A 26839-nucleotide genomic window follows, 5' to 3' on the forward strand; every position below is an offset into this window, starting at 1 on the left:
ATCGAACCCTGCCGCTGTCCGAAATACGCGCTTCTGAAAGGCAAAAGCTGGAAGCGGGGCTAGCCCACTTCCAGCTTCGGCATTCAGCTTCGCGTCAGCATCGCTTAGCGACGCAGACCCAGACGACCAATCAGAGCGCTGTAACGAGTGGTGTCCTTGCCCTTCAGGTAATCCAGCAGCTTACGACGCTGGTTGACCATGCGGATCAGACCACGACGGGAGTGGTGATCTTTGCCGTTGGCCTTGAAGTGACCTTGCAGCTTGTTGATGTTGGCGGTCAGCAGGGCAACCTGGACTTCCGGAGAACCGGTGTCGCCTTCACCTTGCTTGTACTCGTCAACGATCTGGGCTTTTTCTTCAACGCTAAGTGCCATGATGGGCTCCTTCTATGAACAGGCCGGGACGTATCCCGTTTTTTTTAAAAAGAGGCATGACCGTGCCTGCCGACAGCCACCCTCGTCACGCCCGCCGCCGAAACGGTGGGCGCATCGGTCATTCCGACCGAATCAAACGACGCGGCGCGATGCGCCCGTCTTCGCTCACTTCACCGATACCGATGAAGCGGCCGTTATGATCTTGCACACGCAGCATGCCGAATTTCGGCGCTTCCGGTGCACGCACCGGCTGCCCATGCAGCCAGTAAAAAGCACTATGTTCTGACAACTGCAGCAGCGGCCAGTGTTCCAGCCCGCTGTCGACCGGCTTGAGGAAAGCGTCTACCGCTTCCGCCCCACCTTCTGCATGAGCCTGCTCGAGCGCTTCGAGGCTGACTGTCTGGGTCAGATCGAAAGGCCCGGCCTGGGTCCGACGCAGCTCGGCAACGTGCGCACCACAACCCAGTTCGCGGCCGATGTCTTCGACCAGCGTACGAATGTAGGTGCCTTTGCTGCAGCTCACCGCGAGGCGAGCCCTGTCGGCGTCCAGAGACAGCAGATCCAAGCGCGCAATATTAACAGAACGTGGCTCTCGCTCCACTACTTCCCCAGCACGCGCCAGCTTGTACAGCGGCTGGCCGTCGCGCTTGAGCGCCGAGTACATCGGCGGGATCTGCTGCAGGTCGCCCCGAAACGCCGGCAGTACCGCTTCGAGCTTCGCCTGGGTCACTGCGACAGGCTTGCGCTCGAGCACCTCGCCCTCGGCATCCGCAGTGCTGGTGGTGACGCCAAGCTGGGCAACGGTTTCATAACCCTTGTCGGCATCGAGCAAATACTGTGAAAACTTCGTGGCCTCGCCGAAACACAACGGCAGAACGCCGGTTGCGAGTGGATCCAGGCTTCCGGTATGCCCCGCTTTTTCGGCATTGAGAAGCCAGCGGACTTTCTGTAGCGCCGCATTGGAGGTGAACCCACGCGGCTTGTCGAGAAGAATGATGCCACTGACTGAGCGGCGAACGCGTTTTACCTGAGCCACCCTTACTCTCCGACGTCATCGCTGTGCTTGCGATCTTCAGCCATTGCCCGCTCGATCAGCGACGTAAGCTCTACGCCACGCCGTACGCTGGCGTCATAGTTGAAATGCAGCTGAGGTACGGTGCGCAGTTTCATCGCTTTGCCCAACTGCATCCGCAGGAAACCACCGGCCTCGTTGAGAATTTTGAGGTTGGCTTTGACCGCGTCCTCGTCATCGTCCTTGCCCATGATGGTGATGAACACCTTGGCATGGGACAGATCGCGACTGACTTCGACGGCGGTAATGGTGACCAGCCCCAGCCGCGGATCCTTTACTTCTCGTTGTATCAGCAACGCCAACTCGCGCTGCATCTGGTCGCCAATACGCTGGGTACGGCTGAATTCTTTGGCCATAAAGGACCCCGGCTACAGGCTGCGGGCTTCAAGCCGCAGGCTAAAACAAAACAGAAAAACAAACGGCAAGCTCAAGCAGCGTGTTCAATCACTGCCTGAAGCCTGCCGTCTGTAGCTTGGAGCCGCTTAGAGCGAACGTGCCACTTCGACCTTCTCGAACACTTCGATCTTGTCGCCAGCCTTGACGTCGTTGTAGCTCTTCACCGCAATACCGCACTCCATGCCGGCGCGCACTTCGGCAACGTCGTCCTTGAAGCGGCGCAGCGATTCCAGCTCGCCCTCGAAGATCACCACGTCGTCGCGCAGTACGCGAATCGGGCGGTTGCGATGCACCATGCCTTCGATGACCATGCAGCCTGCGACGGCACCGAACTTCGGCGAACGGAACACATCACGGACCTCGGCGATGCCCAGGATGTTCTCGCGAACGTCGCTGCCCAGCATCCCGGTCAGTGCCTTCTTGACGTCTTCGATGATGTCGTAGATCACGTTGTAGTAACGCAGATCCAGGCCTTCTTGCTCGACAATCTTGCGCGCACCTGCGTCGGCACGCACGTTGAAGCCGAACAGAACGGCATTCGACGCCAGCGCCAGGTTGGCGTCGCTCTCGGTGATACCACCGACACCGCCGCCGATAACACGTACCTGGACCTCATCGTTACCCAGGCTGCTGAGCGAGCCCTGCAGCGCCTCGAGCGAACCACGGACGTCGGATTTGAGGACGATGTTGAGCGTCTTCTTCTCTTCCTGCCCCATGTTCTCGAAGATGTTTTCCAGCTTGCCGGCATGCGCACGGGCCAGTTTCACTTCACGGAACTTGCCCTGACGGAACAAGGCCACTTCGCGCGCCTTCTTCTCATCAGCCAGCACGCTGAGCTCGTCGCCGGCATCAGGCGTACCGTCGAGACCGAGGATCTCGACCGGAATCGACGGGCCGGCTTCCTTGATCGGCTTGCCGTTCTCGTCGAGCATCGCGCGAATACGGCCGTAGTTCGAGCCGACCAGCGCCATGTCGCCCTGACGCAGGGTACCGTCCTGAACCAGGACCGTAGCGACCGGGCCACGCCCTTTATCGAGGCGCGACTCCACTACCACACCGCGGCCAGGCGCCGAAGGTGTCGCGGTGAGTTCGAGAATCTCGGCTTGCAGCAGCACGGCTTCGAGCAGTTCGTCGACGCCGGTACCCATCTTCGCGGAAACCGGAACGAAAGGCGTGTCACCGCCCCACTCTTCCGAAGTCACTTCGTGAACGGACAGCTCGCTGCGGATCCTATCGAGATCGGCGCCCGGCTTGTCGATCTTGTTCACCGCGACCACCAGCGGAACACCGGCAGCCTTGGCATGCTGGATCGCCTCGATGGTCTGTGGCATCACGCCATCATCGGCCGCCACAACCAGAATCACGATATCGGTCGCCTGCGCCCCGCGGGCACGCATCGCGGTGAACGCGGCGTGGCCGGGTGTATCGAGGAAGGTGACCATGCCGCGATCGGTCTCGACGTGATAAGCACCGATGTGCTGGGTAATACCACCGGCTTCTCCGGCAGCGACCTTGGCCCGACGGATATAGTCGAGCAGCGAGGTCTTACCGTGGTCGACGTGACCCATGACGGTGACCACCGGCGCACGCGTGATCGCCTCGCCTTCGAACTTCAGCAGCTCAGCCAGTTGCTCTTCCAGGGCGTTGTCGCTGACCAGCTTGACCTTGTGTCCAAGCTCTTCGGCAATCAACTGGGCCGTTTCCTGATCCAGCACCTGGTTGATGGTGACCGGACTGCCCATCTTGAACATGAACTTGATGACTTCGGCAGCCTTGACCGACATCTGCTGCGCCAGATCCCCGACGGTGATGGTCTCGCCAATCGCGACTTCGCGAACGATCGGGCCGGTCGGGCTCTGGAAGCCGTGCGCATTGCGCTTCTTCAGTTTCGACTTGCCGCGCCCGCCGCGACGGAACCCGTCGGCATCGTCTTCGCCACTGCGCACGGTGCGCGAAAGCGGAGCCTTGGTCTTCAGCGATGGGCGATGCTGCGCCTGCTTGCGATCACGACGCTCGTCATCATCGCTACGCGCCTTGTCCGACCGGCGCGGCTCGTCCTTCTTGCGCTCCTCGACAGGGGCGGCAGGAACGACCGGGGCGGGCTCGGCTTCTGCTGCTGCAGATGCAGATGCAGGCTCTTCGGACGCGGCAGCCGGCGCCTGTTGCGCCTGGGCAGCCGCTTGCGCTTCGGCCTGAAGCCGAGCTTCTTCCTCCGCGCGCAGTCGCGCCTCCTCGGCAGCCTTCTGCCGAGCCGATTCTTCGGCGGCGCGCTGCTCTTCAAGCTCGCGCTGCTTCTCGGCTTCGATCTCGTCAGGGCTACGCTTGACGAAGGTCTTTTTCTTACGAACTTCGACGCTGATGGTCTTGCTGCCACCGACCTTCAACTTGGTCGTGGTCTTGCGCTGCAGTGTGATCTTGCGCGGCTCGTCCACCTTGGCCCCGTGGCTGCTCTTGAGGTGCGCCAACAGGGCCTGCTTTTCGTTATCGGTCACTACTTGCTCGGCGCTGGTGTGCGACAGTCCTGCCTCACGCATCTGCTGCAGCAGTCGCTCGACCGGTGTGTCGACCACCTGGGCCAGTTCTTTCACCGTGACTTGCGTCATGCATCTCTCTCCTCAGGCCGCTAATTACTTACTCGAACCAATGGGCTCGGGCGGCCATGATCAGCTTGCCGGCACGCTCTTGATCTATGCCGTCTATGTCGAGCAGGTCGTCAATCGACTGCTCGGCCAGGTCTTCGCGGGTAATGACACCCCGCATTGCCAACTCGACCGCCAGTTCCTTGTTCATGCCATCCAGCTCGAGCAAATCCTCGGCTGGCTGGGCGTCTGCCAGTTTTTCTTCCGTTGCGATCGCTTTTGTCAGCAGGCGATCCTTGGCGCGGGTTCGCAGCTCATTGACGATATCTTCGTCGAAGCCTTCGATGCCGAGCATTTCCTCCATTGGGACGTAGGCAATCTCTTCGAGCGAAGTAAAACCTTCCTCGACCAGTACTTGAGCTAACTCTTCATCGACATCCAGCTCGTCGATGAAATTACGCAGGATGTCGCCGGTTTCTTCCTGCTGCTTGGTCTGGATATCGGCTTCGGTCATCACGTTCAGCGTCCAGCCGGTCAGCTGACTGGCGAGACGCACGTTCTGACCGCCTCGACCGATCGCTTGGGCCAGGTTGTCTTCACCGACCGCGATATCCATCGCGTGCGCATCCTCGTCGACGATGATGGCGGCCACTTCAGCCGGCGCCATGGCATTGATGACGAACTGAGCAGGGTTCTCGTCCCAGAGGACGATGTCGACACGCTCTCCACCGATCTCTCCGGATACCGCCTGGACGCGCGACCCGCGCATACCGATGCAGGCACCCTGCGGATCGATGCGCTTGTCCTTCGACCGCACGGCGATCTTGGCCCGTGAGCCCGGGTCACGCGATGCGCCCATCACCTCGATTAGTCCTTCGGCGATTTCCGGCACCTCGATACGGAACAACTCGATCAACATCTGCGGCGCGGTGCGCGACAGGATCAGCTGCGGGCCGCGATTCTCGGTGCGGATTTCCTTGAGCAGCGCACGTACCCGAGCGCCAACGCGGAAGGTCTCGCGGGCGATGATATCTTCGCGTGCCAGCAATGCCTCGGCGTTGTTACCAAGGTCAACGATGACGCTGTCGCGGGTGACCTTCTTCACGGTGCCGGAGATGATTTCCCCAAGGCGATCACGATAAGCCTCGACCACCTGGGCCCGCTCGGCCTCGCGCACCTTCTGCACGATGACCTGTTTGGCGGTCTGGGCAGCGATACGTCCGAATTCGATCGACTCGATCTTTTCTTCCAGAACGTCGCCGACCTTCGCGTGGGCCTCCTGGGCCTGCTTCATGTCGACGGTCAGTTGGTGGGCCGGGTCGTCGAAGTCTTCTTCCTCAACGACGGTCCAGCGACGAAATGTTTCGTAGCTGCCATTCTGCCGATTGATCTCGACTCGCAGGTCCACCTCATCCTCGAAGCGCTTCTTGGTAGCCGTGGCCAACGCCAGCTCCAATGCCTCGAAGATCACACCGGCCGGTACGCCTTTTTCATTGGATACCGACTCCACAACCAGCAGTACTTCTTTGCTCATCGTACGCCTCGCCTTTCGCAATCCATTGGGGTCCGCGGGATCCGCGATTCACTCAAAACGGGGGATTATGTTGGTCTTGTCAATCATATCGATCGGCAACAGGTATTCGTGGTCATCGACCAGCACCACCACATCCTGCTCCTCGACCCCGCGGAGAAGACCCTGGAAATTGCGCCGGCCCTCGAAGGGCGAGCGCAGCCTTATTTTGACCTGATCACCGACATGCGCCGCGTACTGCTCAAGGGTGAACAGCGGTCGATCCATACCAGGCGAGGACACTTCAAGCGTGTAATCGGAACTGATCGGATCTTCAACGTCGAGAACACCACTCAACTGGCGGCTGACCTTTTCACAGTCATCGACAAGGATTCCATCCGGATGATCGATATAGACCCTCAGCAAGGAATGTCGGCCTTGTGAAATAAACTCGACACCCCAGCATTGATAGCCAAGCGCCTCGACCACCGGGGCCAACAAGGCCTGCAACTGTTCTAGCTTGCTCGACATCGAAGTCCTCGTGCATGCCGTACAAATGAAAAATGGGCGAAACGCCCATCCCTGATGATCGCCTGTAGATGCCGGCGACCTGGCTTGAAGCTAATAAAAAGCCCCTTAACAGGGGCTTTCATCAACTGGTTGCGGGGGCTGGATTTGAACCAACGACCTTCGGGTTATGAGCCCGACGAGCTACCAGACTGCTCCACCCCGCGTCAAACTGGGCACGAATTATACGACCGCGCCAAAAATAGGTCAACCCAAACACTAAAAACAAGAAAGCCCGCGTCTGCGGGCCTGCTTGTTTGGTACCGAGGAGGGGACTCGAACCCCTACAGCCTATGGCCACTACCACCTCAAGGTAGCGTGTCTACCAATTCCACCACCTCGGCAAAAACCTGTATCACTGCTGCTTTTCGACTTGCGGTACTTCGTCTGCACTCGGCGCGGCCGGAGCCGACTCCAAGACAGGAACATCCTCGACTGCCGGCTTGCTAACTGGCACTTCCAGCACTGCCGGATCCGGCAAGCCCGCCTGAGAAACCTGCTCGGCCTGACGCGTCGCGAAGAACCCCAAACCCAAGCTGGTCAGGAAAAAAACGCCAGCAAGTATAGCAGTAAACCGACTAAGAAAGGTAGCAGAACCTTGGCTTCCGAATACGGTTGCCGAAGCTCCCGAACCGAATGACGCGCCGGCATCCGCACCCTTTCCTTGCTGTAGCAACACCAGCACAACCACACCAATGGCAACCAGCAGATGCACCACAATCACAACAGTCTGCAACATCTGATCAGTTCCCTGCGGCGCGACAGATCGCACCGAAATCATTCGCTTTCAGAGAGGCACCACCGATAAGCCCCCCATCGATATCCGCCATCCCGAACAGCTCAGCGGCGTTATCCGCCTTCACGCTGCCGCCGTACAAGAGACGCACCTGCGCAGCGACGCTTTGACTCTCTCGTGCCAGCTGAGCCCGAATGGCAGCATGCACTTCCTGAGCCTGCCCAGGCGTTGCGGTGAGCCCCGAGCCTATCGCCCAGACCGGCTCGTATGCCACAACCGCCTTTTCGAAAGCGGCTATTCCGGCGTCAGCCACGACAAATGCCAACTGCCGTCCAACCACTTCCAGGGTCTGCCCGGATTGACGCTGTTCCAGCGTCTCGCCCAGACACAGCACCGGAGTCATACCGCTCTCCAGCGCCGCCTTGAATTTTCGGCTTACCGTCTCGTCGCTTTCGCCCAGAAGCAGGCGTCGCTCCGAGTGACCAACCAGTACCCACCCGCACCCCGCATCAGCCAGCTGAGCAGCAGACTCTTCGCCCGTTAGGGCTCCGAAGCCATTCTCAGCGGCGCAATCCTGAGCACCTACGGCAATCGCCTTGCCCTCAAGACCGCTAACTACCTGCACCAAGTGCAGGCAGGACGGGAAAACAGCTACCTCGACCGCGGCCGGCAAGTCCTGCTCGCGAAGCGCCTCGATCAGCTCTGCGACGCTGGCGCGGGTACCGTTCATCTTCCAGTTACCAGCTACCAGGGGGCGACGCATGCTTTACCTCGTCGGTCAAAGTGGGCGCAGATGGTACTCAACGAAAACAGACCTGGCAAGCGCCAATCACACACAAACTTCAGTGACTGCATTCGCCAGCTCTTCGGCGTAGGAACGGACCTGCTCCTCGTCATCACCCTCGACCATGACTCGCACCAGGGGCTCTGTACCCGACTTGCGCAACAGGACGCGGCCACGGCCGGCCATGCGCCCTGTGACGCTGTCACAGACCGCCTGGACCTGCGGGTGAGAAATGGGGTCTCGATCGCCAGCGAAACGCACGTTGATCAGGACCTGTGGACACTTTTTCCAAACCAGGCGCTCCTGCGCCAGGCTGTGACCGCGCCGCCTCAACGCAAGTACCACCTGCAGCGCCGCGATAATCGCGTCACCTGTCGAAACATGCTGCGCGCAGACGATGTGCCCGGAATTCTCACCCCCGAGCACCCAGTCACGCTCAAGCATTTCGGCCATCACATAGCGGTCGCCGACCTTGGCCCGAACGAATGGAATGTCGCGGTCCTTCAAGGCCAGCTCGAGCCCCAGATTGCTCATCAGCGTGCCGACCACGCCACCCGTCAGGCGGCCACGATCCTGAAGATCGGTCGCGATGATATAGAGCAGCTCGTCGCCATCGACCTGGGCACCGGTATGGTCGACCATCATGACGCGATCGCCATCGCCGTCGAAGGCGATCCCGAGATCAGCCCCCTGCTCGACCACTGCCTTTTGCAACTGCGCCACGTGCGTCGAACCGACCTCGGCATTGATATTCAAGCCATCCGGCTGCGCCGCGGTCACCACCACCTCAGCGCCAAGCTCGCGGAAGACACTGGGCGCCACCTTGTAGGTTGCGCCATGAGCGCAATCGAGCACGATTTTCATACCAGAGAAGTCGGTGCTGGTGGGCACACTGCTTTTGCAGAATTCGATGTAGCGCCCAGCGGCATCGTTGATCCGCGAAGCCTTGCCCAGCTTCGCCGATTCCACGACCGTCATTGGCGTATCCAGCAACTCTTCGATCATCAGCTCAACCTCGTCCGGCAGCTTCGTACCCCGCCCGGAAAAGAACTTGATGCCGTTGTCATAATGAGGATTGTGCGAAGCGCTGATCACGATCCCTGCGTCGGCATGGAAGGTTCGAGTCAGATAGGCCACCGCAGGTGTAGGCATGGGCCCAAGCAGCAACACGTCCGCACCGGCCGCCGAAAGCCCCGCCTGCAGCGCCGACTCGAACATGTATCCGGAGATACGAGTGTCCTTACCGATCAGGATCCGGCACTTGCCGTGCTTGCGAAAAGCCATCCCGGCGGCCCAGCCAAGCTTGAGCATGAAGTCCGGTGTAATCGGGAACTGCCCTACATGGCCACGAATGCCATCGGTGCCAAAATATTTTCTACCCATAAAAATCCCTATTCGGCCGCTTGCACCGCGGCAATCATTCGAACCACATCGACGGTTTCCGCCACGTCATGCACGCGCAAAATGCGAGCACCATTGGCAACAGCCAACGCAGCGAGCGCCAGGCTTCCAGACAGGCGATGCGCCACATCACGTCCCAGCGTCTGCCCGATCATGCTCTTTCGCGAGACACCTACCAGCAAAGGTCGCCCCAATGCGTGCAGCTGCCCCATATGCTTGAACAGACTGAGATTGTGCGACAGGTTTTTTGCAAAGCCAAAGCCCGGATCGAGAACAATCCGCTCAGCAGCGATGCCCGCAGCCACACAAACCGCCATCCGCTCACGAAGAAATGCCAACACTTCGACCGTCACGTCGTCATAGCGCGGATCGTTTTGCATGTTGGAAGGCTCGCCCTGCATGTGCATCAAGCACACCGGCAGGCCAGTGTCGGCAGCGGCGTCCAGCGCGCCGTCACGAGAGAGCGAACGGACATCGTTGATTAGGCCGGCGCCGAGTCGTGCACTTTCGCGAATCACGGCTGGCGTGGAGGTATCAACCGAGATCACCACATCGAGCTCGCGAGCGATCGCCTCGACCACCGGCGCCACCCGTTCGAGCTCCTCGATCGGTGAAACGGCGCGCGCGCCTGGGCGGGTGGACTCCCCACCAACGTCGACCAGCGTCGCGCCAGCCGCGATCATCCGCTCAGCATGACGCAAAGCGGCATCGACACCGACGTGCTGACCGCCATCGGAAAAGGAGTCAGGCGTAACGTTGAGAATGCCCATGACGTGAGGGCGCGATAAATCAAGAACCCGGCTACCACAAGGTAGCCGGGCTGGATGCAACGGTTCGGTCATTAACGAAGCCTTGGCTTAGTGCTCGCCGGCAGGACCACCGATCGGCGTTTGCGGACGCCCATTTTCGGGCTGCACGGGTGTGCCAGTAGACCCGGAGCCATCCTGCCAATCACGAGGCTCGCGAGGTGTGCGGCCGGCCATGATGTCATCGATCTGATCGGAGTCGATGGTCTCGTATTTCATCAGCGTCTCGGCCATCAGGTCCAGCTTGTCGCGGTTATCGGCCAGGATCTGCTTGGCCGTGCCATAGCACTGGTCGATGATGCTGCGAACCTCAAGGTCGATCAGCTTCGCCGTATCGCCAGAAACGTTGGCGTGTTGGCTACCTGCACTGCGACCCAGGAATACTTCGCCTTCTTCCTCGGCATACATCAGCGGACCGAGTTTCTCGGAAAGCCCCCACTTGGTGACCATGTTTCGAGCCAACTGGGTGGCCCGCATGATGTCGTTGGATGCGCCAGTGGTCACGCCTTCGAAACCAAGCGTCATCTCTTCGGCGATACGCCCACCGAACAGCGAACAGATCTGACTGATCAACGCACGCTTGGAGAGGCTGTAACGGTCCTCCTCCGGCAGGAACATGGTGACACCCAGCGCGCGACCACGTGGAATGATCGATACCTTATAGACCGGGTCATGTTCCGGCACGACGCGCCCGACGATGGCATGCCCCGCCTCGTGGTACGCAGTATTGAGGCGCTCTTTTTCCGACATCACCATGGATTTGCGCTCAGCGCCCATCATGATCTTGTCTTTCGCCAGCTCGAACTCCTTCATTTCCACCACACGCTTACCGGCGCGGGCGGCGAACAACGAAGCCTCGTTGACCAGGTTGGCCAGATCGGCGCCCGAGAAACCGGGCGTGCCGCGCGCGATCAATGCCGGTTCAACGCTGTCACCAAGCGGAACCTTGCGCATGTGTACTTTCAGGATCTGCTCGCGGCCACGGATATCCGGAAGCCCCACCACCACCTGCCGATCGAAGCGCCCCGGGCGCAACAGCGCGGGGTCGAGTACGTCCGGACGGTTGGTCGCGGCGATGACGATGATGCCGTCGTTCATCTCGAAGCCGTCCATCTCCACCAGCAACTGGTTGAGGGTCTGCTCGCGCTCGTCATGACCGCCGCCCAGGCCGGCACCACGGTGACGACCGACCGCATCGATTTCGTCGATGAAAATAATGCAGGGCGCATGCTTCTTGGCCTGCTCGAACATGTCGCGCACACGGCTGGCACCGACGCCGACGAACATTTCCACGAAGTCGGAACCGGAAATGGTGAAGAAAGGAACCTTCGCTTCACCAGCGACCGCCTTGGCCAGCAGCGTCTTACCGGTACCCGGCGAGCCCACCATCAGCACACCGCGCGGAATGCGGCCACCGAGGCGCTGGAACTTGCCCGGATCACGAAGGAACTCGACCAGCTCGGTAACTTCTTCCTTGGCTTCGTCACAACCAGCCACATCGGCAAAGGTGGTCTTGACCTGATCCTCGGAGAGCAGGCGCGCCTTGCTCTTGCCGAAGCTCATAGGCCCACCCTTGCCGCCCGCACCGCCCTGCATCTGGCGCATGAAGAACATGAAAACCGCGATGATCACGAGAATCGGGAAGCTGGCGACCAGTAGCTGTGTCCAGATGCTCTGCTGCTCTGGCTGCTTACCTTCGATCACGACATTGTTGTTGATCAGATCACCGATCAAGCCGTTGTCCTGAATGGCCGGTCGGATCGTCTTGAACGTCTCGCCGTCGCTACGCTTGCCGGTAATGACATAGCCGTCGACCGTCACTCGCTCGACTCGCCCTTCCTTCACCTGCTCGATGAAGTCGGAATAGTTAAGCGTCTGCGGCTCGGTCGGGCTCGAAAAGTTGTTCATCACCGTCACCAGGACAGCGGCAATGATCAACCACAGAATCAGGTTTTTCGCCATGTCGTTCAATTCACTACCCTCTAGAGCAGGCCTGTTGTCGGGAGCCTGCATGACGGCCATTTCGCTCTCGGCCTAACTTACTACACAACGTCGCTGAACGGGCAGCTTGGTCTGTAACCCGATATGAAACATGCTAGTCGGTAAAGCCGGGCGATTACTGTCTGCCCGGAGATTCTTCTCCCGATTTGCAGTTAGGACCGCGACTCGGACATCTCGTTGCCAGCTGCGCGGTAGCCACGGGCCAGAAGATACTGTTCACGCGAGCGATCCCTGGAGGACAAGGGTTTGCGCATTTGCACCTTGTCGAAATTCTGCCGAACCTCTTTCAAGTAGGCATCGAAGCCCTCTCCCTGGAAGATCTTTATCAGAAAATCGCCACCTGGCCGCAATACCCGCATGGCCAGATCCAGCGCCAGCTCGCAAAGGAACATCGCCTTCGCCTGATCAGCAACCTTCACCCCACTCATATTGGGGGCCATATCGGAAATCACAAGGTCCACCTGCGTATCGCCGATGGCCTGAAGAATTTCGGCAAACACCTCGTCTTCCGTGAAATCACCAAGCACGAAAGTGACGTCGGCGATGCTATCCATCGGCAGGATATCGGATGCGATCAGCCTGCCGCGGTCGCCGATCACACGGCTGGTGACCTGAGACCAGCCACCCGGTGCGGCACCGAGATCGACGACAGTCATGCCGGGACGCAGGATGCGATCCTTTTCCTGGATCTCAAGCAGCTTGTAGCTCGCCCGGGACCGATAGCCATCGCGCTGCGCCATCTTCACATAGGGATCGTCGAAATGTTCTTTCAGCCAACGCGGGCTGGTCTTGGAGCGTGCCAAGCTGTTACCTCATCTGTGCGGCTCAAGGTGTGTCAGTTACACTAGCCGCCGTTTTCAAGGGTTCTGACGCAAGGGTCGAATTATGCCGCTCACCAACGAGCAGAAGAAACAGTACAAATCCATCGGCCATCACCTGAAGCCGGTCTTGATCGTCTCCGAGAATGGCCTGACCGAAGGCGTTCAGGCCGAACTGGACCGTGCACTGAGCGATCATGAGCTAATCAAGGTTCAGCTGCGGATCACCGAGCGCGATGACCGTCGTGCGGTGATGGACGAACTCTGCAAGATCGGCAGCTGCGAACTGGTCCAGTCCATCGGCAAGATGGCGTTGATTTATCGCAAAAACCCGAAAGCCAACAAGCAGCTCTCGAACGTGCATCGCTTTCAGGGCTGAGCCGTCGAGCACAGCACTACGCTATCGCTCTCGCCCGGGAGCGACCTGCAACACCAGCAGCAGCCCACAAAGACCCATCACCTGGTAGCTGAACAACAACCAGTAGGCCGGCCCGACGGCATTGGCCTTCACTACGAAATAGCTCGCCGCAAGCAGCAATACCGCAAGCAGCAACTGCCCACGCACATCTCGCCAGAGGCTGCGTAACCCGCCGACCTGAATCAGCACTACCGCCTGAAGCGCCACGCAGAACGCAGCGAACCCTACCAGTAACGGCCTGAGCGCGCCCGCAATTTCCTCGAGCAGCAGCGGCGCCAAGCCGAACTTGGCGAGCGCTGGCAGCATCACGAATTGCAGCAGCCAGAGGCCGCCGACCCAGAATGTCTGGGCCAGCTGCCAGCTGATCACGCCCGCGCGCATCGCGTGGCGATCAGATATGACGAACCTCGACGATTTCATACTCGACCAGGCCACTGGGCGTCTTCACGGCCACAACGTCACCTTCCTCCTTGCCGACAAGGGCCCGGGCGATGGGTGAGCTGACCGACAACTTGCCGCGTTTGATATCGGATTCGTCATCGCCGACGATCTGGTAGGTCACCGTTTCGTCAGTCTCGACATTGGCGATTTCCACCGTGGTGCCGAAAATGACCTTACCGGTATGCGGAATACTCGCGACGTCGATGACCTGAGCATTCTGCAGACGGCCCTCGATGTCTCGAATACGCGCCTCCACCATCCCCTGCTGCTCGCGAGCAGCATGGTATTCGGCGTTTTCCTTGAGGTCGCCCAGCTCGCGAGCTTCGGCGATGGCCTGGGTGATCTGCGGACGCAACTCGGTTTTGAGATGTTTGAGCTCTTCCTCCAGGGCGCGAGCGCCCTGGACAGTCATTGGGTATTTAGTCATGCCTTGATTCCTGCATGGAGATCCTGCAAGCGGCGCACGGTCTTCTCGGGACCGAACTTCAGCGCCTCACAGATCGCCTGCCCACCGGCCAGGGTGGTGGTGCAGCAGATCTTGTGCTGCAGGGCGTTACGACGAATCGAGTAGGAGTCAGCGATGGACTGACGCCCCTCGGTGGTATTGATGATCAGGGTGACTTCGTCATTTTTGATCATGTCGACGACATGAGGACGACCTTCGGTCACCTTGTTCACACGGCGCACCGGCAGTCCGGCCGCCTCGATGATCTTGGCCGTGCCGGCCGTGCCGACGACCTCGAAACCGAGTTCGATCAGATCACGTGCCACCTGCGCAACATGCGGCTTGTCATCGTCACGCACGCTGATGAACGCACAGCCGCTGTTCGGCAGAATTTCGCTGGCGCCGAGCTGCGCCTTGGCGAAGGCTTCGGCGAAGCTGTCGCCCACACCCATCACCTCGCCGGTGGACTTCATCTCCGGGCCGAGGATCGGATCGACGCCCGGGAACTTGGCGAACGGGAAAACCGCTTCCTTGACGCTGTAGAAGTTCGGAATGATTTCTTCCGTCAGCCCAACCTCTGCCAGCGTTTTGCCCGCCATGACGCGTGCGGCAATCATCGCCAGCGAAACGCCGATGCACTTGGACACGAAAGGCACGGTACGCGAGGCGCGCGGGTTCACTTCGATGACGAAGATATCCTCGCCCTGCACGGCCATCTGCACGTTCATCAAGCCGACCACGCCGAGTTCCAGCGCCATCTTCTTGACCTGATCGCGAATCTCGTCCTGGATATGCGCCGGCAGCGAGTATGGCGGCAGCGAGCAAGCCGAGTCGCCGGAATGCACGCCCGCCTGTTCGATGTGCTGCATGATCGCACCGATCACCACTTGCTCGCCGTCGCACACCGCATCGATATCGACTTCGATCGCGCAGTTGAGGAAGTGGTCGAGCAATACCGGGCTGTCGTTGGAGACCTTGACCGCCTCGCGCATGTAACGACGCAGCTCTTCTTCCTGGTAGACGATTTCCATCGCCCGGCCGCCCAGTACGTAGGATGGACGCACCACCAGCGGGTAACCGATGACCTTGGACGCAGCCAGGGCTTCTTCTTCGCTGCGCGCCGTCGCGTTCGGCGGCTGACGCAGGTTCAGGCGCTCGACCATCTGCTGGAAACGCTCGCGGTCTTCGGCGCGATCGATGGCGTCGGGACTGGTTCCAATGATCGGCACGCCCGCTTCTTCCAGCGCACGCGCCAGCTTCAGTGGCGTTTGGCCGCCGTACTGCACGATCACGCCCTTGGGCTGCTCGACGCGGACGATTTCCAGCACGTCTTCCAGCGTCACCGGCTCGAAGTACAGGCGATCCGAGGTGTCATAGTCGGTGGAAACGGTTTCCGGGTTGCAGTTGACCATGATGGTCTCGTAACCGTCGTCACGCATCGCCAGGGCCGCATGCACACAGCAGTAGTCAAACTCGATGCCCTGACCGATACGGTTCGGGCCACCGCCGAGAATCATGATCTTGTCGCGGCTCGACGGGTTGGCCTCGCACTCTTCCTCGTAGGTCGAATACATGTAGGCAGTATCGGTCGCGAACTCGGCGGCGCAGGTGTCGACGCGCTTGTAGACCGGCAGGACTTTCAGCTTGTGCCGGTGAGCGCGCAGGTTCTTCTCGGTCACCCCGAGCAGCTTGGCCAGACGCGCATCGGAGAAGCCCTTGCGCTTGAGCTTGTACATCACATCACGATCGATGCTGGACAGGCCCAGGGTCTTGATCTGCTCCTCTTCCTTGATCAGATCCTCGATCTGCACCAGGAACCATTCGTCGATACGCGTCAGGTCGAAGACCTCCGCGACGGTCTTGCCGGCACGGAAGGCATCGGCCAGATACCAGATACGGTCAGCGCCGGGCACGGTAAGCTCGCGCTTGAGCGTGCTTTCGCTTTCCGGATCAGCCAGATCGAGCTTCGGATCGAAGCCGGATACACCGACCTCAAGGCCGCGCAGCGCTTTCTGCACGGATTCCTGGAAGGTCCGACCGATGGCCATGACTTCGCCGACGGATTTCATCTGGGTAGTCAGGCGCGCATCCGCCTTGGGGAACTTCTCGAAGGCGAAACGCGGGATCTTGGTGACGACGTAGTCGATCGCCGGCTCGAAGGACGCCGGGGTGCGTCCGCCGGTAATGTCGTTCTGCAGCTCGTCGAGGGTATAGCCCACCGCCAGCTTCGCCGCGATCTTGGCGATCGGGAAGCCGGTGGCCTTGGAGGCCAGCGCCGATGAACGCGACACGCGCGGGTTCATCTCGATCACGACCATGCGCCCAGTGTTCGGGCAGATGCCGAACTGCACGTTGGAACCGCCGGTCTCGACGCCGATCTCGCGCAGCACCGCCAGGGAGGCGTTACGCAGGATCTGGTATTCCTTGTCGGTCAGGGTCTGCGCCGGGGCGACCGTGATGGAGTCACCGGTGTGCACGCCCATGGGGTCGAAGTTTTCGATGGCGCAGACGATGATGCAGTTGTCCTTCTTGTCGCGGACCACCTCCATCTCGTATTCCTTCCAGCCGATCAGCGACTCGTCGATCAGCAGTTCGCTGGTCGGCGACAGATCGAGGCCGCGGGCGCAGATCTCTTCGAACTCTTCCCGGTTGTAGGCGATACCGCCACCGGTGCCGCCCATGGTGAACGAGGGGCGGATGATGCAGGGGAAACCGACCTTCTCGAGCACGCCGTAGGCTTCGTCCATGTTGTGCGCGATACCCGAAACCGGGCAGGCCAGGCCGATGTTCTTCATCGCCTTGTCGAAGCGCGAGCGGTCCTCGGCCTTATCGATGGTGTCGGCGTTGGCGCCGATCATTTCGACGCCGAACTTCTCCAGTACACCGTGCTTTTCCAGGTCCAGCGCGCAGTTCAGCGCAGTCTGGCCACCCATGGTAGGCAACAGCGCGTCAGGGCGCTCCTTCTCGATGATCTTGGCGACGGTGGCCCACTTGATCGGTTCGATGTAGGTGGCGTCGGCCATGGCCGGGTCGGTCATGATGGTGGCCGGGTTGGAGTTCACCAGGATGACGCGGAAACCTTCTTCCTTCAGCGCCTTGCAGGCCTGGGCGCCGGAGTAGTCGAACTCGCAGGCCTGGCCGATGACGATGGGGCCGGCGCCGAGGATCAGGATGCTTTTGATATCTGTACGTTTTGGCATGGTCTCTCTCGAATTCTGTGCTCGGCGGGCTTAGCGGCGCTTGGCCATGGCAGCGATGAAGCGGTCGAACAGCGGTGCCACGTCATGTGGTCCGGGACTCGCCTCGGGGTGGCCCTGGAAGCTGAAGGCAACCTTGTCGGTGCGCTCGATGCCTTGCAGGGTGCCATCGAACAGCGACTTGTGCGTCGCGCGCAGATTGCCTGGCAGGCTGGCCTCGTCTACCGCGAAACCGTGGTTCTGACTGGTGATCATCACCACACCGGTGTCCAGGTCCTGCACGGGGTGGTTGGCGCCGTGGTGGCCATTCGGCATTTTCACCGTCTTGGCGCCCGAGGCCAGGGCGAGCAGCTGATGGCCGAGGCAGATACCAAACACCGGAACGTCGGTTTCGAGGACTTCTTGGATCGCCTTGATCGCGTAGTCGCAGGGTTCCGGATCACCCGGGCCGTTGGCCAGGAAGATGCCATCCGGATTCAGTGCCAGGGCTTCGCTGGCGGGCGTTTGCGCCGGCAGTACGGTGACCCGGCAGCCGCGGGCGACCAGCATGCGCAAGATGTTGTACTTCACGCCGTAATCGTACGCCACCACATGATAGGGAAGCTCGCCAGCCGGGATCTCGGCGTGGCCGTCATCCTTTAGGTTCCAGACGGTCGAACGCCACTCGTAGCGTTCCTTGACGCTGACCTCCTTGGCCAGGTCCATGCCCTTGAGCCCAGGGAAACTGCGTGCGAGCTCCAGCGCCTTTTCTTCGGTCGCGTCGGGGCCTGCCAGGATGCAGCCGTCCTGCGCGCCCTTCTCGCGGAGGATACGGGTCAGGCGTCGGGTATCGATACCGGCGATCGCCACGGTGCCGTTGGCCTTGAGGTACTCGGGCAGCGATTGCTTGTCACGCCAGTTGCTGGAGATCAGTGGCAGATCGCGGATGACCAGGCCTGCCGCCCAGACTTTCCACGACTCGGCATCTTCGGGCGTGGTGCCGGTATTGCCGACGTGCGGATAGGTCAGGGTGACGATTTGCTTGGCGTAGGAAGGGTCGGTAAGGATTTCCTGATAGCCGGTCATGGCGGTGTTGAACACCACCTCACCGATAGTCTGGCCGTCGGCGCCGATGGATTCGCCGCGAAAGATACTGCCATCGGCAAGGGCCAAAATGGCTGGCGCAAGGGCTGGCTTAGTCAAGAGACCTCCCAAAGATCAAGGCTGAAGCAGGCGCAGATTGTAAAAAAGCGGGATGACGTGTGAAGGTCATCCCGCTTTTTGTTTGATTCATTCTGCGCAACTTTTAGTGGACACACTAAAACGGGAAGCTTACAGAAAAGGCCTTTTCAGGTCTAGCCGAAATCAGCCCGAACGCCAAGCGGCAGCCGTCTCAACGCAACCCAAGCACGTCCTGCATGTCGTACAAGCCTGCCGGCTGCTGCTCCAGCCACAACGCCGCGCGGACCGCGCCGCGAGCGAACGTCATGCGACTGGAAGCCTTGTGCGTGATCTCGACACGCTCGCCTTCGGCGGCGAACAGCACCGTATGATCACCGACCACATCGCCCGCGCGGACAGTAGCGAAACCGATGGTGTCGCGCGCTCGCGCCCCGGTTTGCCCCTCGCGACCGTACACCGCCACCTTTTGCAGGTCGCGGCCGAGCGCTTCGGCGACCACCTCACCCATGCGCAGCGCAGTCCCCGAAGGCGCGTCGACCTTGTGTCTGTGATGGGCTTCGATGATCTCGATATCCACCTCGTCGCCGAGTACCCGCGCCGCCGTGTCCAGCAGCTTGAGACAAAGGTTGACCCCGACGCTGTAGTTGGCCGCGAACACGATCGGGATCTCCTTCGCCGCCGCTGCCAGCTTTTCCTTCTCCTCGACCGAGAAGCCGGTCGTACCGATCACCATCGCCTTGCCCGCCCGGCGACACACGTCCAGATTCTTCAGTGTCACCGAAGGATGGGTGAAGTCGATCAGCACATCGAACTCTTCGGCCACTTTCGCCGCGTCACCGATCAAGGGAACGCCCAGCCGACCAATCCCCGCCAGCTCCCCCGCATCGGCGCCGACCAGGGTACTGTCGGGCCGATCGATTGCCGCGGTGAGCCCGGCGGCTCCACCTGTCTGCTGGACAGCCTCGACCAGCGTCTTACCCATGCGCCCGGCGGCGCCCATCACTGCTATACGTCGCATAGAAACCGCTCCACGCTGCAAGCTTCATGCTGCAGCGGCCCCCTCCGGGGAAGACCGCCGGCTGCAGCCTGCCGCTGAGTTAAAGATCGCCGAAAAAGCGCTTCATGCCTTCGAACCAGCCACTGGCCTTGGGCGAATGAGAGCTGTCGCTCTGCAGCGTCTTGCGGAACTCGTCGAGCAGTTCGCGCTGCCGCTTGCCCAGGTTGACCGGCGTTTCCACTGCGACACGACACAGCAGATCACCCGCGGCACCGCCACGAACCGGCGCGACACCCTTGCCACGCAGGCGGAACTGCTTGCCGGTCTGGGTGCCTTCCGGAATCTTCAGCTTGACCCGACCATCCAGCGTCGGCACTTCCAGCTCGCCACCCAGCGCCGCGTCGGCAAAGCTGATCGGCACCTCGCAATACAGGTGCTTGCCGTCGCGCTGGAAAATCGGGTGCTCGCGCACATTGACCACCACGTACAGATCTCCGGCCGGGCCGCCCTGCGCGCCCGCCTCGCCTTCGCCAGTCAAGCGGATACGGTCGCCCGTGTCGACGCCCGGCGGCACCTTGACCGACAAGGTCTTCTGCTCTTCCACGCGGCCCTGACCATGGCAGCTGCCACAGGGATCGGAGATCATCTTGCCGCTGCCATGGCAGCGCGGGCAGGTCTGCTGAACGGAGAAGAAGCCCTGCTGCATGCGCACCTGACCGATACCGCCACAGGTGGTACAGGTGACCGGACTGGTGCCCTTCTTCGCGCCCGAACCATCGCAGGTCTTGCACTCGACCAGCGTCGGCACGCGAATGGTTACCGTGGTTCCGCGCACGGCCTCTTCCAGATCCAGCTCCAGCGTGTAGCGCAGGTCGCTGCCGCGCTGGGCACCACCACGCGAACTGCCGCGCGCACCGGTGAAGAAATCACTGAACACGTCACCGAAGATGTCGGAGAAGTTGGCACCGCCATAGCCGGCGCCGCCCGCGCCCGCCCCCATCTGCGGATCGACGCCGGCATGACCGTACTGGTCGTAGGCCTGACGCTTGCCCGCGTCGGACAGCACTTCGTAGGCCTCGTTGGCCTCCTTGAAGGCCTCCTCGGCAGCCTTGTCCCCGGGGTTGCGGTCCGGATGGTGCTTCATCGCGAGGCGGCGATAAGCCTTTTTCAGCTCCGCCTCGCTGGCGCCACGCTCGACACCCAGCACTTCGTAATAGTCACGTTTGGCCATAAATATCCTGAACCTTCAAATTCGTGCCCTCCAGACACGCCGACGCGGGAGCAAGCCCCCGCGCGGCGATCAGGCCCGTCACGGCATCACCGCAACGGGTTGGGCTGGACGGCGGCGACCCGAAGGAAAGCCCCGCCCCACCCAGTCATGGAGGTCATAAGCCGCGGCTTACTTATTGTCCTTGACCTCTTCGAATTCGGCGTCGACCACGTCGTCGCCGCCCTGCGCGTTATCGCCAGCGGGCTGGCCTTCGCCACCCTGCGGCTGTTCGGCGTACATCTTCTGCGCCAGCGGCGTGGAGGCCTGGGAGACCGCAGCGATCTTGGCTTCGATTTCGGCCTTGTCATCACCCTTGATCGCGGCTTCCAGTTCTCCGATCGCCTTCTCGATGCTGCTCTTGTCTTCCTCGGTGGCCTTGTCGCCAGCCTCGGTGAGCATCTTGCGGGTCGCATGGACCAGCTGGTCGCCCTGGTTGCGCGCCGTCACCAGCTCCTCGAACTTGCGGTCTTCCTCGGCGTTGGCCTCAGCGTCACGCACCATCTGCTCGATTTCCTCCTCGGACAGACCGGAGTTGGCCTTGATCACGATGGACTGATGCTTGCCAGTGGCCTTGTCCTTCGCCGACACGTGCAGGATGCCGTTGGCGTCGATGTCGAAGGTCACCTCGATTTGCGGTACGCCACGCGGAGCCGGCGGAATTTCAGCAAGGTCGAAACGACCCAGCGACTTGTTCTGCGCCGCCTGCTTGCGCTCGCCCTGCAGCACGTGAATGGTCACCGCGCTCTGGTTGTCATCAGCGGTCGAGAACACCTGCGACTTCTTGGTCGGGATGGTGGTGTTCTTCTCGATCAACGCGGTCATCACGCCACCCATGGTTTCGATACCCAGGGTCAGCGGGGACACGTCGAGCAGCAGCACGTCCTTGACGTCGCCAGCCAGAACGGCGCCCTGGATGGCGGCACCCATGGCAACGGCTTCGTCCGGGTTGACGTCCTTGCGCGCTTCCTTGCCGAAGAACTCGGCAACTTTCTGCTGCACCAGCGGCATGCGGGTCTGACCGCCGACGAGGATCACGTCGTCGATCTTGGAAACGTCGATGCCGGCGTCTTTCATCGCCATGCGGCACGGCTCGATGGTGCGCTGCACCAGATCCTCGACCAGAGCTTCGAGCTTGGCACGGGAGATTTTCACGTTGAGGTGCTTCGGACCGGTCGAGTCTGCAGTGATGTACGGCAGGTTGACGTCGGTCTGCTGGCTGGAAGACAGCTCGATCTTGGCCTTCTCGGCAGCTTCCTTCAGGCGCTGCATGGCCAGCGGATCGCCCTTGAGGTTCATGCCGGTTTCTTTCTTGAACTCGTCGACGAGGTAGTCGATCAAGCGGATGTCGAAGTCCTCACCACCGAGGAAAGTGTCGCCATTGGTAGCCAGCACTTCGAACTGGTGCTCGCCATCGACTTCGGCGATCTCGATGACCGAAACGTCGAAGGTACCGCCACCCAGGTCATAGACGATCACGGTGTGGTCGCCCTTGGCCTTGTCCATGCCGTAGGCCAGCGCAGCGGCAGTCGGCTCGTTGATGATGCGCTTGACGTCCAGACCGGCGATACGACCGGCGTCCTTGGTGGCCTGACGCTGGCTGTCGTTGAAGTAGGCCGGAACGGTGATCACCGCCTCGGTCACCGGCTCGCCGAGATAGTCTTCGGCGGTCTTCTTCATCTTTTTCAGGATCTCGGCAGAAATCTGCGGCGGTGCCATTTTCTGGCCGCTGACTTCAACCCAGGCGTCGCTGTTGTCCGCCTTGACGATCTTGTAGGGGACCATCTGGATGTCTTTCTGCACGACGTCTTCGTCGAAACGACGGCCGATCAGTCGCTTCACCGCATACAGGGTGTTGTGCGGGTTGGTCACGGCCTGACGCTTGGCCGACTGGCCAACCAGGATTTCGCCATCATTCGCGTAAGCGATGATCGACGGCGTGGTGCGGCCGCCTTCGGCGTTCTCGATCACCTTGGCCTTGCCGTTTTCCAGGATGGAGACGCAGGAGTTGGTCGTTCCCAGGTCGATACCGATAATCTTGCCCATGTGCTTCTCTCCGAACTTTTGATTGATCCGCGCCTGTTTACCGGCTGCGGGTAACACAAAAACGCTTGGCTACCAGATGGGGGTCGGTCGCCGAAATTCAAGCCTTCTCATCGATCGAAGGCGGTGTTTCTGCCGGCGCCTTGCTGACGACGACCATCGCCGGACGGAGCAGACGGCCATTGAGCAGATAGCCCTTCTGAAAGACCTTGAGCACGCTGCCAGGCTCGGCATGGGTGCTTTCTTCCATGGCCATCGCCTGATGATGTTCAGGGTTGAACGGCTCACCTTGCGGATCGACCGGCACCAGTTGATGACGCGCCAGGGTATCGAGCAGCAACTTGAGCGTCAGCTCGACGCCTTCACGCATCGGCTTGACCGCCTCGTCATCCGGATTCGACAACTCGAGCCCGCGCTCCAGGCTGTCGGCGACCGCCAACAGATCACCGGCGAACTTTTCGAGGGCGAACTTGTGCGCTTTTTCCACATCCTGCTCGGCGCGGCGGCGAATGTTCTGCAACTCAGCGGCTACGCGCAGCGACTGGTCCTGCGCCGCTGCGAGCTGCTCTTCGAGGGACTGCACCCGCGCAGCAAGGTCTTCGGCCACCTCGGCTTGCGCATTCTCGTTCTCTTCAGGGGTCTGATTGTCCAGGTTCTGCTCGTCGGCCATGCGGTCCTCCTCATCGATACGTCAGCGGGCAGTGACCCGCGCTTGTGCCGCTATATGGGGGCGACAAATCCTCCTTCAAGGGCCGCCTGGCATTCTTGAGGTCGCAGTTCACCCCCTGTGCGACGTCATACCGCCATATGTCCATTTCATTTACACACCATCCATCCCCGACGCTTGTAGCGCCCACTGAAAGCACTGTATAAATAGCCAGTCAACTACGCGGGAGCCCTGCCATGCTGGTCCACCTTTCCGTTCATAACTACGCCATCGTCGAACATCTCGACCTCGAGCTTAAACGCGGCATGAGCGTGATCAGCGGGGAAACGGGTGCGGGCAAGTCGATCATGCTGGACGCCCTTGGCCTTACGCTTGGCGACCGCGCCGACAGCAGCGTGGTCCGCATCGGCGCAGACAAGGCCGACATTCTCGCCAGCTTCGATCTGGATGACATACCCGACGCCCGCGCCTGGCTGGCCGAGCGTGACCTGAACAACGATGGCCCCTGCATCCTGCGCCGCGTGATCACGGCCGAAGGGCGTTCGCGCGGCTATATCAATGGTACGCCTTGCCCGCAGGGCGATTTGAAGGCGCTGGGCGAGCTACTGATCGACATTCACAGCCAGCACGAACATCAGTCGCTGCTCAAGCTGGACACCCACCGTCGCCTGCTCGACGAATACAGTGGCAGTCAGGACCTCGCGCGTCAGGTGCAACTCGCCGCCCAGCGCTGGCGACAGACGCGACAAAGCCTGGAACGCCTTAGCAACTGCAGCGATGAGCAGCGTGCGCGCCATCAACTGCTGAGTTACCAACTGGAAGAACTCGAGGCCCTCGCCCTGGGTGAGGACGAGCTCGAGCAACTGGAACAGGAGCACAAGAACCTGTCCAACGCGGAACATCTGCTCGGCGCGTGCCGTCAGGTTGTGGATCTGTGCAGCGAGAATGACGCCGGCAACGTCCTGTCGGCCCTGACCTCGAGCCTGCAGCGCCTTACCGGCTTCCAGCATCAGCCCGGCGCGCTGGCCGAAGCGGTCAACCTGTTGTCCAGTGCGCAGATCCAGGTTGAAGAAGCGATCGGAGAACTCAATCGCTTCCTCGACCATTTCGACTCCGACCCGCAACGACAGCAAGCCCTGGAGGAGCGCCTCGACAGCATCTATACCCTGGCGCGCAAGCATCGTGTCCAGCCGCCCGAACTTCCCGCACTGCAACAGCGCCTGTTCGAGGAGTTGGAAAGCCTGAATGCTGACGACACCGCGCTGGAGCAGCTTGGCGAAGAACTCGCCGCGCATGAGCGACATTACAAAGAAAAGGCTGCAGAGCTGAGTGCCGCGCGCCAGCAAGCGGCAGAGTCGCTGGCGGTTGCGGTCGAAGCGGAAATTCAACGGCTGGGCATGCCAGGCGGCAAGTTCAGCGTAGTGCTGAAGCCCAGTGCCGAAGGTGATTTCACGCCGTACGGCATGGAGCAGGTGGAATTTCTTGTCAGTGCCAACCCTGGCCAACCGCTGCGCCCGCTGGCGAAGGTGGCCTCTGGCGGAGAGCTGTCACGTATCAGCTTGGCGATTCAGGTGATCACCGCGCAGACCTCGCGCATTCCAACGCTGGTGTTCGACGAAGTGGACGTGGGAATCGGTGGCCCAACGGCCGAGGTCGTCGGCCAGCTTCTGCGCCGGCTTGGAGAGCGAGGCCAGGTCTTGACGGTAACGCATCTGCCGCAGGTCGCCGCACAGGGGCATCATCATCTCTTCGTCCATAAGGCGCGTGGTACCGATGAAACCCATACGGCGGTCGCCACACTGGACAACAGCGAGCGCGTCGAAGAGATCGCACGCATGCTCGGCGGGGTCGATTTGACCGAGCAGGCGCTGGCCCACGCCAGTCAGATGATCGGCTCGGCACAAGCGTCCTGATCCGGCAGTGCCAACAGGCGACACATGGCTCACAGGGTTTTGAACAGAACGGCTTCGCACGGTTATCGCCCGCTTCCGGCCTGCTTGAATGCGTTGCGTGATGCTCGGTGGCTGACCTGTGCTATGGGCAACGGGCCGGGGCCAGAACGACCTGAGGCACATATAAAACGAAACCCCGCAATTGCGGGGTTCGTCGATCCGAGGCGACATCGGCCGCCTCACTGCATACGGGCTTAGTCAGCCTTCTTGCGGACGTACAGCACCAGATTATGGTCGACCAGCTCGTAGCCGTGGCGCTTGACGATTTCCTTTTGCAGCTTCTCGATCTCGGGATCGAAGAACTCGATGACGTCGCCGCTGTCGACGCACACCATATGATCATGGTGCCCGCCATCGGCCAGTTCGAATACTGCGTGACCGCCGTCGAAGTTGTGCCGAACCACCAGGCCGGCCGCCTCGAACTGGGTCAGTACCCGGTAAACCGTCGCCAGACCGACATCCTCGCCGGCCTCCATCAACGCCTTGTAAACATCTTCGGCGCTCATGTGGCGCTGATCGGTGGTATCCAGCATCTGCAGGATCTTGACCCGCGGCAGGGTTACTTTGAGGCCAGCTTTGCGTAGTTCGCTATTTTCAACCATGGTTGGCTTTCTCGCTGCTGCTGTTTCGCAGCCTCCTTCAATACGGGTATGATCCGGGCTTTGCCCAGCCAAGATAGTGGAAGTCACCTACCGATGCAAAACACCAAGCTCATGCTGTCCAGTCTCACGCTCGTGGGCCTGTTCGCACTCGCCGGTTGTTCATTCCCCGGGGTTTACAAGGTCGATATTCAACAGGGCAATGTCGTTACGCAGGACATGATAGACCAGTTGCGCCCCGGAATGACCCGTTCGCAAGTGCGGTTTATCATGGGCAGCCCGCTGATCACCGACACCTTCCACGCCAACCGCTGGGATTATCTCTACAGCATTCAGCCTGGTGGCACCCAGCGTCAGCAAGAGCGCGTCAGCCTGGTGTTCAATGCCAACGACCAGCTGGCGGGGCTGGCTGGTGATTTCAAACCCGGCGTCAGCCGTGACGAGGCGATTCTCGGAACCGACCGCCCCGCCCCGGAGGCCCCAGCCCGCACCGAGCCCGAGGCAGCCGAACCTGGCTCACTGCTCGAGCAAATCCAGCGCGACGTCGACGCCGCCGAGCCGGTCCCTGTTCCTACGCCAGAAGCCCTGGAAACGAACTAAGTGTCGAT

24 protein-coding genes and 2 tRNA genes are annotated in these 26839 nt (G+C 60.8%); 3 read left to right on the forward strand and 23 right to left on the reverse strand.

Going from position 1 to position 26839, the window contains the following annotated elements; all coding sequences use genetic code 11:
• Nucleotides 1-104: 104 nt before the first annotated feature.
• The 14 genes from rpsO to rlmE all read right to left on the reverse strand — a co-directional run bounded on the left by rpsO (nucleotide 105) and on the right by rlmE (nucleotide 13029).
• Nucleotides 105-374 (reverse strand): 30S ribosomal protein S15, encoded by a 270-nt coding sequence (rpsO, locus tag KCX70_RS17415; RefSeq protein ID WP_102847566.1) that lies wholly within the window; start codon nucleotides 372-374, stop codon nucleotides 105-107.
• A 118-nt stretch (nucleotides 375-492) separates the two neighbouring features.
• Nucleotides 493-1410: a tRNA pseudouridine(55) synthase TruB gene (gene truB, locus KCX70_RS17420; RefSeq protein ID WP_212618280.1), complete on the reverse strand. Its 918-nt coding sequence runs from the start codon at nucleotides 1408-1410 to the stop codon at nucleotides 493-495.
• 2 nt (nucleotides 1411-1412) lie between these two features.
• A complete protein-coding gene (gene rbfA / locus KCX70_RS17425; protein WP_021205843.1) occupies nucleotides 1413-1802 on the reverse strand; it encodes a 30S ribosome-binding factor RbfA in 390 nt (129 codons plus the stop codon).
• Between the two features lie 126 nt (nucleotides 1803-1928).
• Nucleotides 1929-4445, reverse strand: a complete 2517-nt coding sequence (gene infB, locus KCX70_RS17430) for a translation initiation factor IF-2 (RefSeq protein ID WP_212618281.1) — start codon at nucleotides 4443-4445, stop codon at nucleotides 1929-1931.
• A gap of 28 nt (nucleotides 4446-4473) precedes the next feature.
• Nucleotides 4474-5955 carry a transcription termination factor NusA gene (nusA, locus tag KCX70_RS17435; RefSeq protein WP_021205841.1) on the reverse strand — a complete coding sequence of 494 codons (1482 nt, stop codon included), beginning with the start codon at nucleotides 5953-5955 and terminating at the stop codon, nucleotides 4474-4476.
• Nucleotides 5956-6003: 48 nt separating this feature from the next.
• A complete protein-coding gene (rimP, locus tag KCX70_RS17440; protein ID WP_021205840.1) occupies nucleotides 6004-6462 on the reverse strand; it encodes a ribosome maturation factor RimP in 459 nt (152 codons plus the stop codon).
• A 126-nt stretch (nucleotides 6463-6588) separates the two neighbouring features.
• A tRNA-Met gene (locus KCX70_RS17445) sits at nucleotides 6589-6665 on the reverse strand.
• Between the two features lie 91 nt (nucleotides 6666-6756).
• Nucleotides 6757-6842 (reverse strand) — tRNA-Leu (locus KCX70_RS17450).
• A gap of 11 nt (nucleotides 6843-6853) precedes the next feature.
• Nucleotides 6854-7237: a preprotein translocase subunit SecG gene (gene secG, locus KCX70_RS17455; RefSeq protein ID WP_021210076.1), complete on the reverse strand. Its 384-nt coding sequence runs from the start codon at nucleotides 7235-7237 to the stop codon at nucleotides 6854-6856.
• A gap of 4 nt (nucleotides 7238-7241) precedes the next feature.
• Complete coding sequence (gene tpiA / locus KCX70_RS17460; protein WP_212618282.1) at nucleotides 7242-7997, reverse strand: triose-phosphate isomerase; 756 nt, start codon at nucleotides 7995-7997, stop codon at nucleotides 7242-7244.
• Between the two features lie 66 nt (nucleotides 7998-8063).
• A complete protein-coding gene (gene glmM / locus KCX70_RS17465) occupies nucleotides 8064-9401 on the reverse strand; it encodes a phosphoglucosamine mutase (RefSeq protein ID WP_212618283.1) in 1338 nt (445 codons plus the stop codon).
• 8 nt (nucleotides 9402-9409) lie between these two features.
• Nucleotides 9410-10261 carry a dihydropteroate synthase gene (gene folP, locus KCX70_RS17470; protein WP_212618284.1) on the reverse strand — a complete coding sequence of 284 codons (852 nt, stop codon included), beginning with the start codon at nucleotides 10259-10261 and terminating at the stop codon, nucleotides 9410-9412.
• A gap of 15 nt (nucleotides 10262-10276) precedes the next feature.
• A complete protein-coding gene (gene ftsH, locus KCX70_RS17475; RefSeq protein WP_212620375.1) occupies nucleotides 10277-12187 on the reverse strand; it encodes an ATP-dependent zinc metalloprotease FtsH in 1911 nt (636 codons plus the stop codon).
• A 191-nt stretch (nucleotides 12188-12378) separates the two neighbouring features.
• Complete coding sequence (gene rlmE, locus KCX70_RS17480; RefSeq protein WP_102853661.1) at nucleotides 12379-13029, reverse strand: 23S rRNA (uridine(2552)-2'-O)-methyltransferase RlmE; 651 nt, start codon at nucleotides 13027-13029, stop codon at nucleotides 12379-12381.
• Nucleotides 13030-13111: 82 nt separating this feature from the next.
• Here rlmE and KCX70_RS17485 point away from each other — a divergent pair, with 82 nt between their 5' ends.
• The gene (locus tag KCX70_RS17485) at nucleotides 13112-13423 is read left to right on the forward strand and encodes a YhbY family RNA-binding protein (protein WP_212618285.1); all 312 of its coding nucleotides are present in this window, start codon (nucleotides 13112-13114) and stop codon (nucleotides 13421-13423) included.
• 21 nt (nucleotides 13424-13444) lie between these two features.
• Here the strand turns inward: KCX70_RS17485 and KCX70_RS17490 are convergent, their stop codons facing one another.
• The 8 genes from KCX70_RS17490 to grpE all read right to left on the reverse strand — a co-directional run bounded on the left by KCX70_RS17490 (nucleotide 13445) and on the right by grpE (nucleotide 23683).
• A complete protein-coding gene (locus KCX70_RS17490; protein ID WP_212618286.1) occupies nucleotides 13445-13843 on the reverse strand; it encodes a DUF4149 domain-containing protein in 399 nt (132 codons plus the stop codon).
• A gap of 10 nt (nucleotides 13844-13853) precedes the next feature.
• Nucleotides 13854-14330: a transcription elongation factor GreA gene (gene greA / locus KCX70_RS17495; RefSeq protein WP_021209127.1), complete on the reverse strand. Its 477-nt coding sequence runs from the start codon at nucleotides 14328-14330 to the stop codon at nucleotides 13854-13856.
• On the reverse strand, nucleotides 14327-17548 hold the full coding sequence (gene carB / locus KCX70_RS17500; RefSeq protein WP_212618287.1) for a carbamoyl-phosphate synthase large subunit: 3222 nt from the start codon (nucleotides 17546-17548) through the stop codon (nucleotides 14327-14329). Before carB ends, greA begins: the two co-directional genes overlap by 4 nt.
• Nucleotides 17549-17578: 30 nt before the next feature.
• Nucleotides 17579-18727: a glutamine-hydrolyzing carbamoyl-phosphate synthase small subunit gene (carA, locus tag KCX70_RS17505; protein WP_102853665.1), complete on the reverse strand. Its 1149-nt coding sequence runs from the start codon at nucleotides 18725-18727 to the stop codon at nucleotides 17579-17581.
• Between the two features lie 190 nt (nucleotides 18728-18917).
• Nucleotides 18918-19724, reverse strand: coding sequence for a 4-hydroxy-tetrahydrodipicolinate reductase (gene dapB / locus KCX70_RS17510; protein WP_102853666.1), 807 nt, complete (start codon nucleotides 19722-19724; stop codon nucleotides 18918-18920).
• Between the two features lie 79 nt (nucleotides 19725-19803).
• A complete protein-coding gene (gene dnaJ / locus KCX70_RS17515) occupies nucleotides 19804-20934 on the reverse strand; it encodes a molecular chaperone DnaJ (protein ID WP_021209131.1) in 1131 nt (376 codons plus the stop codon).
• 168 nt (nucleotides 20935-21102) lie between these two features.
• Entirely contained in the window at nucleotides 21103-23016 is a 1914-nt protein-coding gene (gene dnaK / locus KCX70_RS17520; protein ID WP_102853667.1) for a molecular chaperone DnaK, read from the reverse strand.
• Between the two features lie 97 nt (nucleotides 23017-23113).
• Complete coding sequence (gene grpE / locus KCX70_RS17525) at nucleotides 23114-23683, reverse strand: nucleotide exchange factor GrpE (RefSeq protein ID WP_021209133.1); 570 nt, start codon at nucleotides 23681-23683, stop codon at nucleotides 23114-23116.
• 233 nt (nucleotides 23684-23916) lie between these two features.
• Here grpE and recN point away from each other — a divergent pair, with 233 nt between their 5' ends.
• On the forward strand, nucleotides 23917-25593 hold the full coding sequence (gene recN / locus KCX70_RS17530) for a DNA repair protein RecN (RefSeq protein WP_212618288.1): 1677 nt from the start codon (nucleotides 23917-23919) through the stop codon (nucleotides 25591-25593).
• A 233-nt stretch (nucleotides 25594-25826) separates the two neighbouring features.
• Here the strand turns inward: recN and fur are convergent, their stop codons facing one another.
• Nucleotides 25827-26234 carry a ferric iron uptake transcriptional regulator gene (gene fur / locus KCX70_RS17535; protein ID WP_021209135.1) on the reverse strand — a complete coding sequence of 136 codons (408 nt, stop codon included), beginning with the start codon at nucleotides 26232-26234 and terminating at the stop codon, nucleotides 25827-25829.
• A gap of 93 nt (nucleotides 26235-26327) precedes the next feature.
• Here fur and KCX70_RS17540 point away from each other — a divergent pair, with 93 nt between their 5' ends.
• The gene (locus KCX70_RS17540) at nucleotides 26328-26831 is read left to right on the forward strand and encodes an outer membrane protein assembly factor BamE (RefSeq protein ID WP_021209136.1); all 504 of its coding nucleotides are present in this window, start codon (nucleotides 26328-26330) and stop codon (nucleotides 26829-26831) included.
• Nucleotides 26832-26839: the final 8 nt, after the last annotated feature.

Origin of the sequence: Stutzerimonas stutzeri, from assembly GCF_018138085.1 — a bacterium.
GTDB lineage: Bacteria > Pseudomonadota > Gammaproteobacteria > Pseudomonadales > Pseudomonadaceae > Stutzerimonas > Stutzerimonas stutzeri_AI.

What these genes read in the sequence shown, in the direction of transcription:
- rpsO (WP_102847566.1), bottom strand. Translation starts at nt 374, where the DNA reads ATGGCACTTAGCGTTGAAGAAAAAGCCCAGATCGTTGACGAGTACAAG.
- rbfA (WP_021205843.1), bottom strand. Translation starts at nt 1,802, where the DNA reads ATGGCCAAAGAATTCAGCCGTACCCAGCGTATTGGCGACCAGATGCAG.
- infB (WP_212618281.1), bottom strand. Translation starts at nt 4,445, where the DNA reads ATGACGCAAGTCACGGTGAAAGAACTGGCCCAGGTGGTCGACACACCG.
- nusA (WP_021205841.1), bottom strand. Translation starts at nt 5,955, where the DNA reads ATGAGCAAAGAAGTACTGCTGGTTGTGGAGTCGGTATCCAATGAAAAA.
- rimP (WP_021205840.1), bottom strand. Translation starts at nt 6,462, where the DNA reads ATGTCGAGCAAGCTAGAACAGTTGCAGGCCTTGTTGGCCCCGGTGGTC.
- secG (WP_021210076.1), bottom strand. Translation starts at nt 7,237, where the DNA reads ATGTTGCAGACTGTTGTGATTGTGGTGCATCTGCTGGTTGCCATTGGT.
- tpiA (WP_212618282.1), bottom strand. Translation starts at nt 7,997, where the DNA reads ATGCGTCGCCCCCTGGTAGCTGGTAACTGGAAGATGAACGGTACCCGC.
- glmM (WP_212618283.1), bottom strand. Translation starts at nt 9,401, where the DNA reads ATGGGTAGAAAATATTTTGGCACCGATGGCATTCGTGGCCATGTAGGG.
- folP (WP_212618284.1), bottom strand. Translation starts at nt 10,261, where the DNA reads ATGACCGAACCGTTGCATCCAGCCCGGCTACCTTGTGGTAGCCGGGTT.
- ftsH (WP_212620375.1), bottom strand. Translation starts at nt 12,187, where the DNA reads ATGGCGAAAAACCTGATTCTGTGGTTGATCATTGCCGCTGTCCTGGTG.
- KCX70_RS17485 (WP_212618285.1), top strand. Translation starts at nt 13,112, where the DNA reads ATGCCGCTCACCAACGAGCAGAAGAAACAGTACAAATCCATCGGCCAT.
- KCX70_RS17490 (WP_212618286.1), bottom strand. Translation starts at nt 13,843, where the DNA reads ATGCGCGCGGGCGTGATCAGCTGGCAGCTGGCCCAGACATTCTGGGTC.
- greA (WP_021209127.1), bottom strand. Translation starts at nt 14,330, where the DNA reads ATGACTAAATACCCAATGACTGTCCAGGGCGCTCGCGCCCTGGAGGAA.
- carB (WP_212618287.1), bottom strand. Translation starts at nt 17,548, where the DNA reads ATGCCAAAACGTACAGATATCAAAAGCATCCTGATCCTCGGCGCCGGC.
- dapB (WP_102853666.1), bottom strand. Translation starts at nt 19,724, where the DNA reads ATGCGACGTATAGCAGTGATGGGCGCCGCCGGGCGCATGGGTAAGACG.
- dnaJ (WP_021209131.1), bottom strand. Translation starts at nt 20,934, where the DNA reads ATGGCCAAACGTGACTATTACGAAGTGCTGGGTGTCGAGCGTGGCGCC.
- dnaK (WP_102853667.1), bottom strand. Translation starts at nt 23,016, where the DNA reads ATGGGCAAGATTATCGGTATCGACCTGGGAACGACCAACTCCTGCGTC.
- grpE (WP_021209133.1), bottom strand. Translation starts at nt 23,683, where the DNA reads ATGGCCGACGAGCAGAACCTGGACAATCAGACCCCTGAAGAGAACGAG.
- recN (WP_212618288.1), top strand. Translation starts at nt 23,917, where the DNA reads ATGCTGGTCCACCTTTCCGTTCATAACTACGCCATCGTCGAACATCTC.
- fur (WP_021209135.1), bottom strand. Translation starts at nt 26,234, where the DNA reads ATGGTTGAAAATAGCGAACTACGCAAAGCTGGCCTCAAAGTAACCCTG.
- KCX70_RS17540 (WP_021209136.1), top strand. Translation starts at nt 26,328, where the DNA reads ATGCAAAACACCAAGCTCATGCTGTCCAGTCTCACGCTCGTGGGCCTG.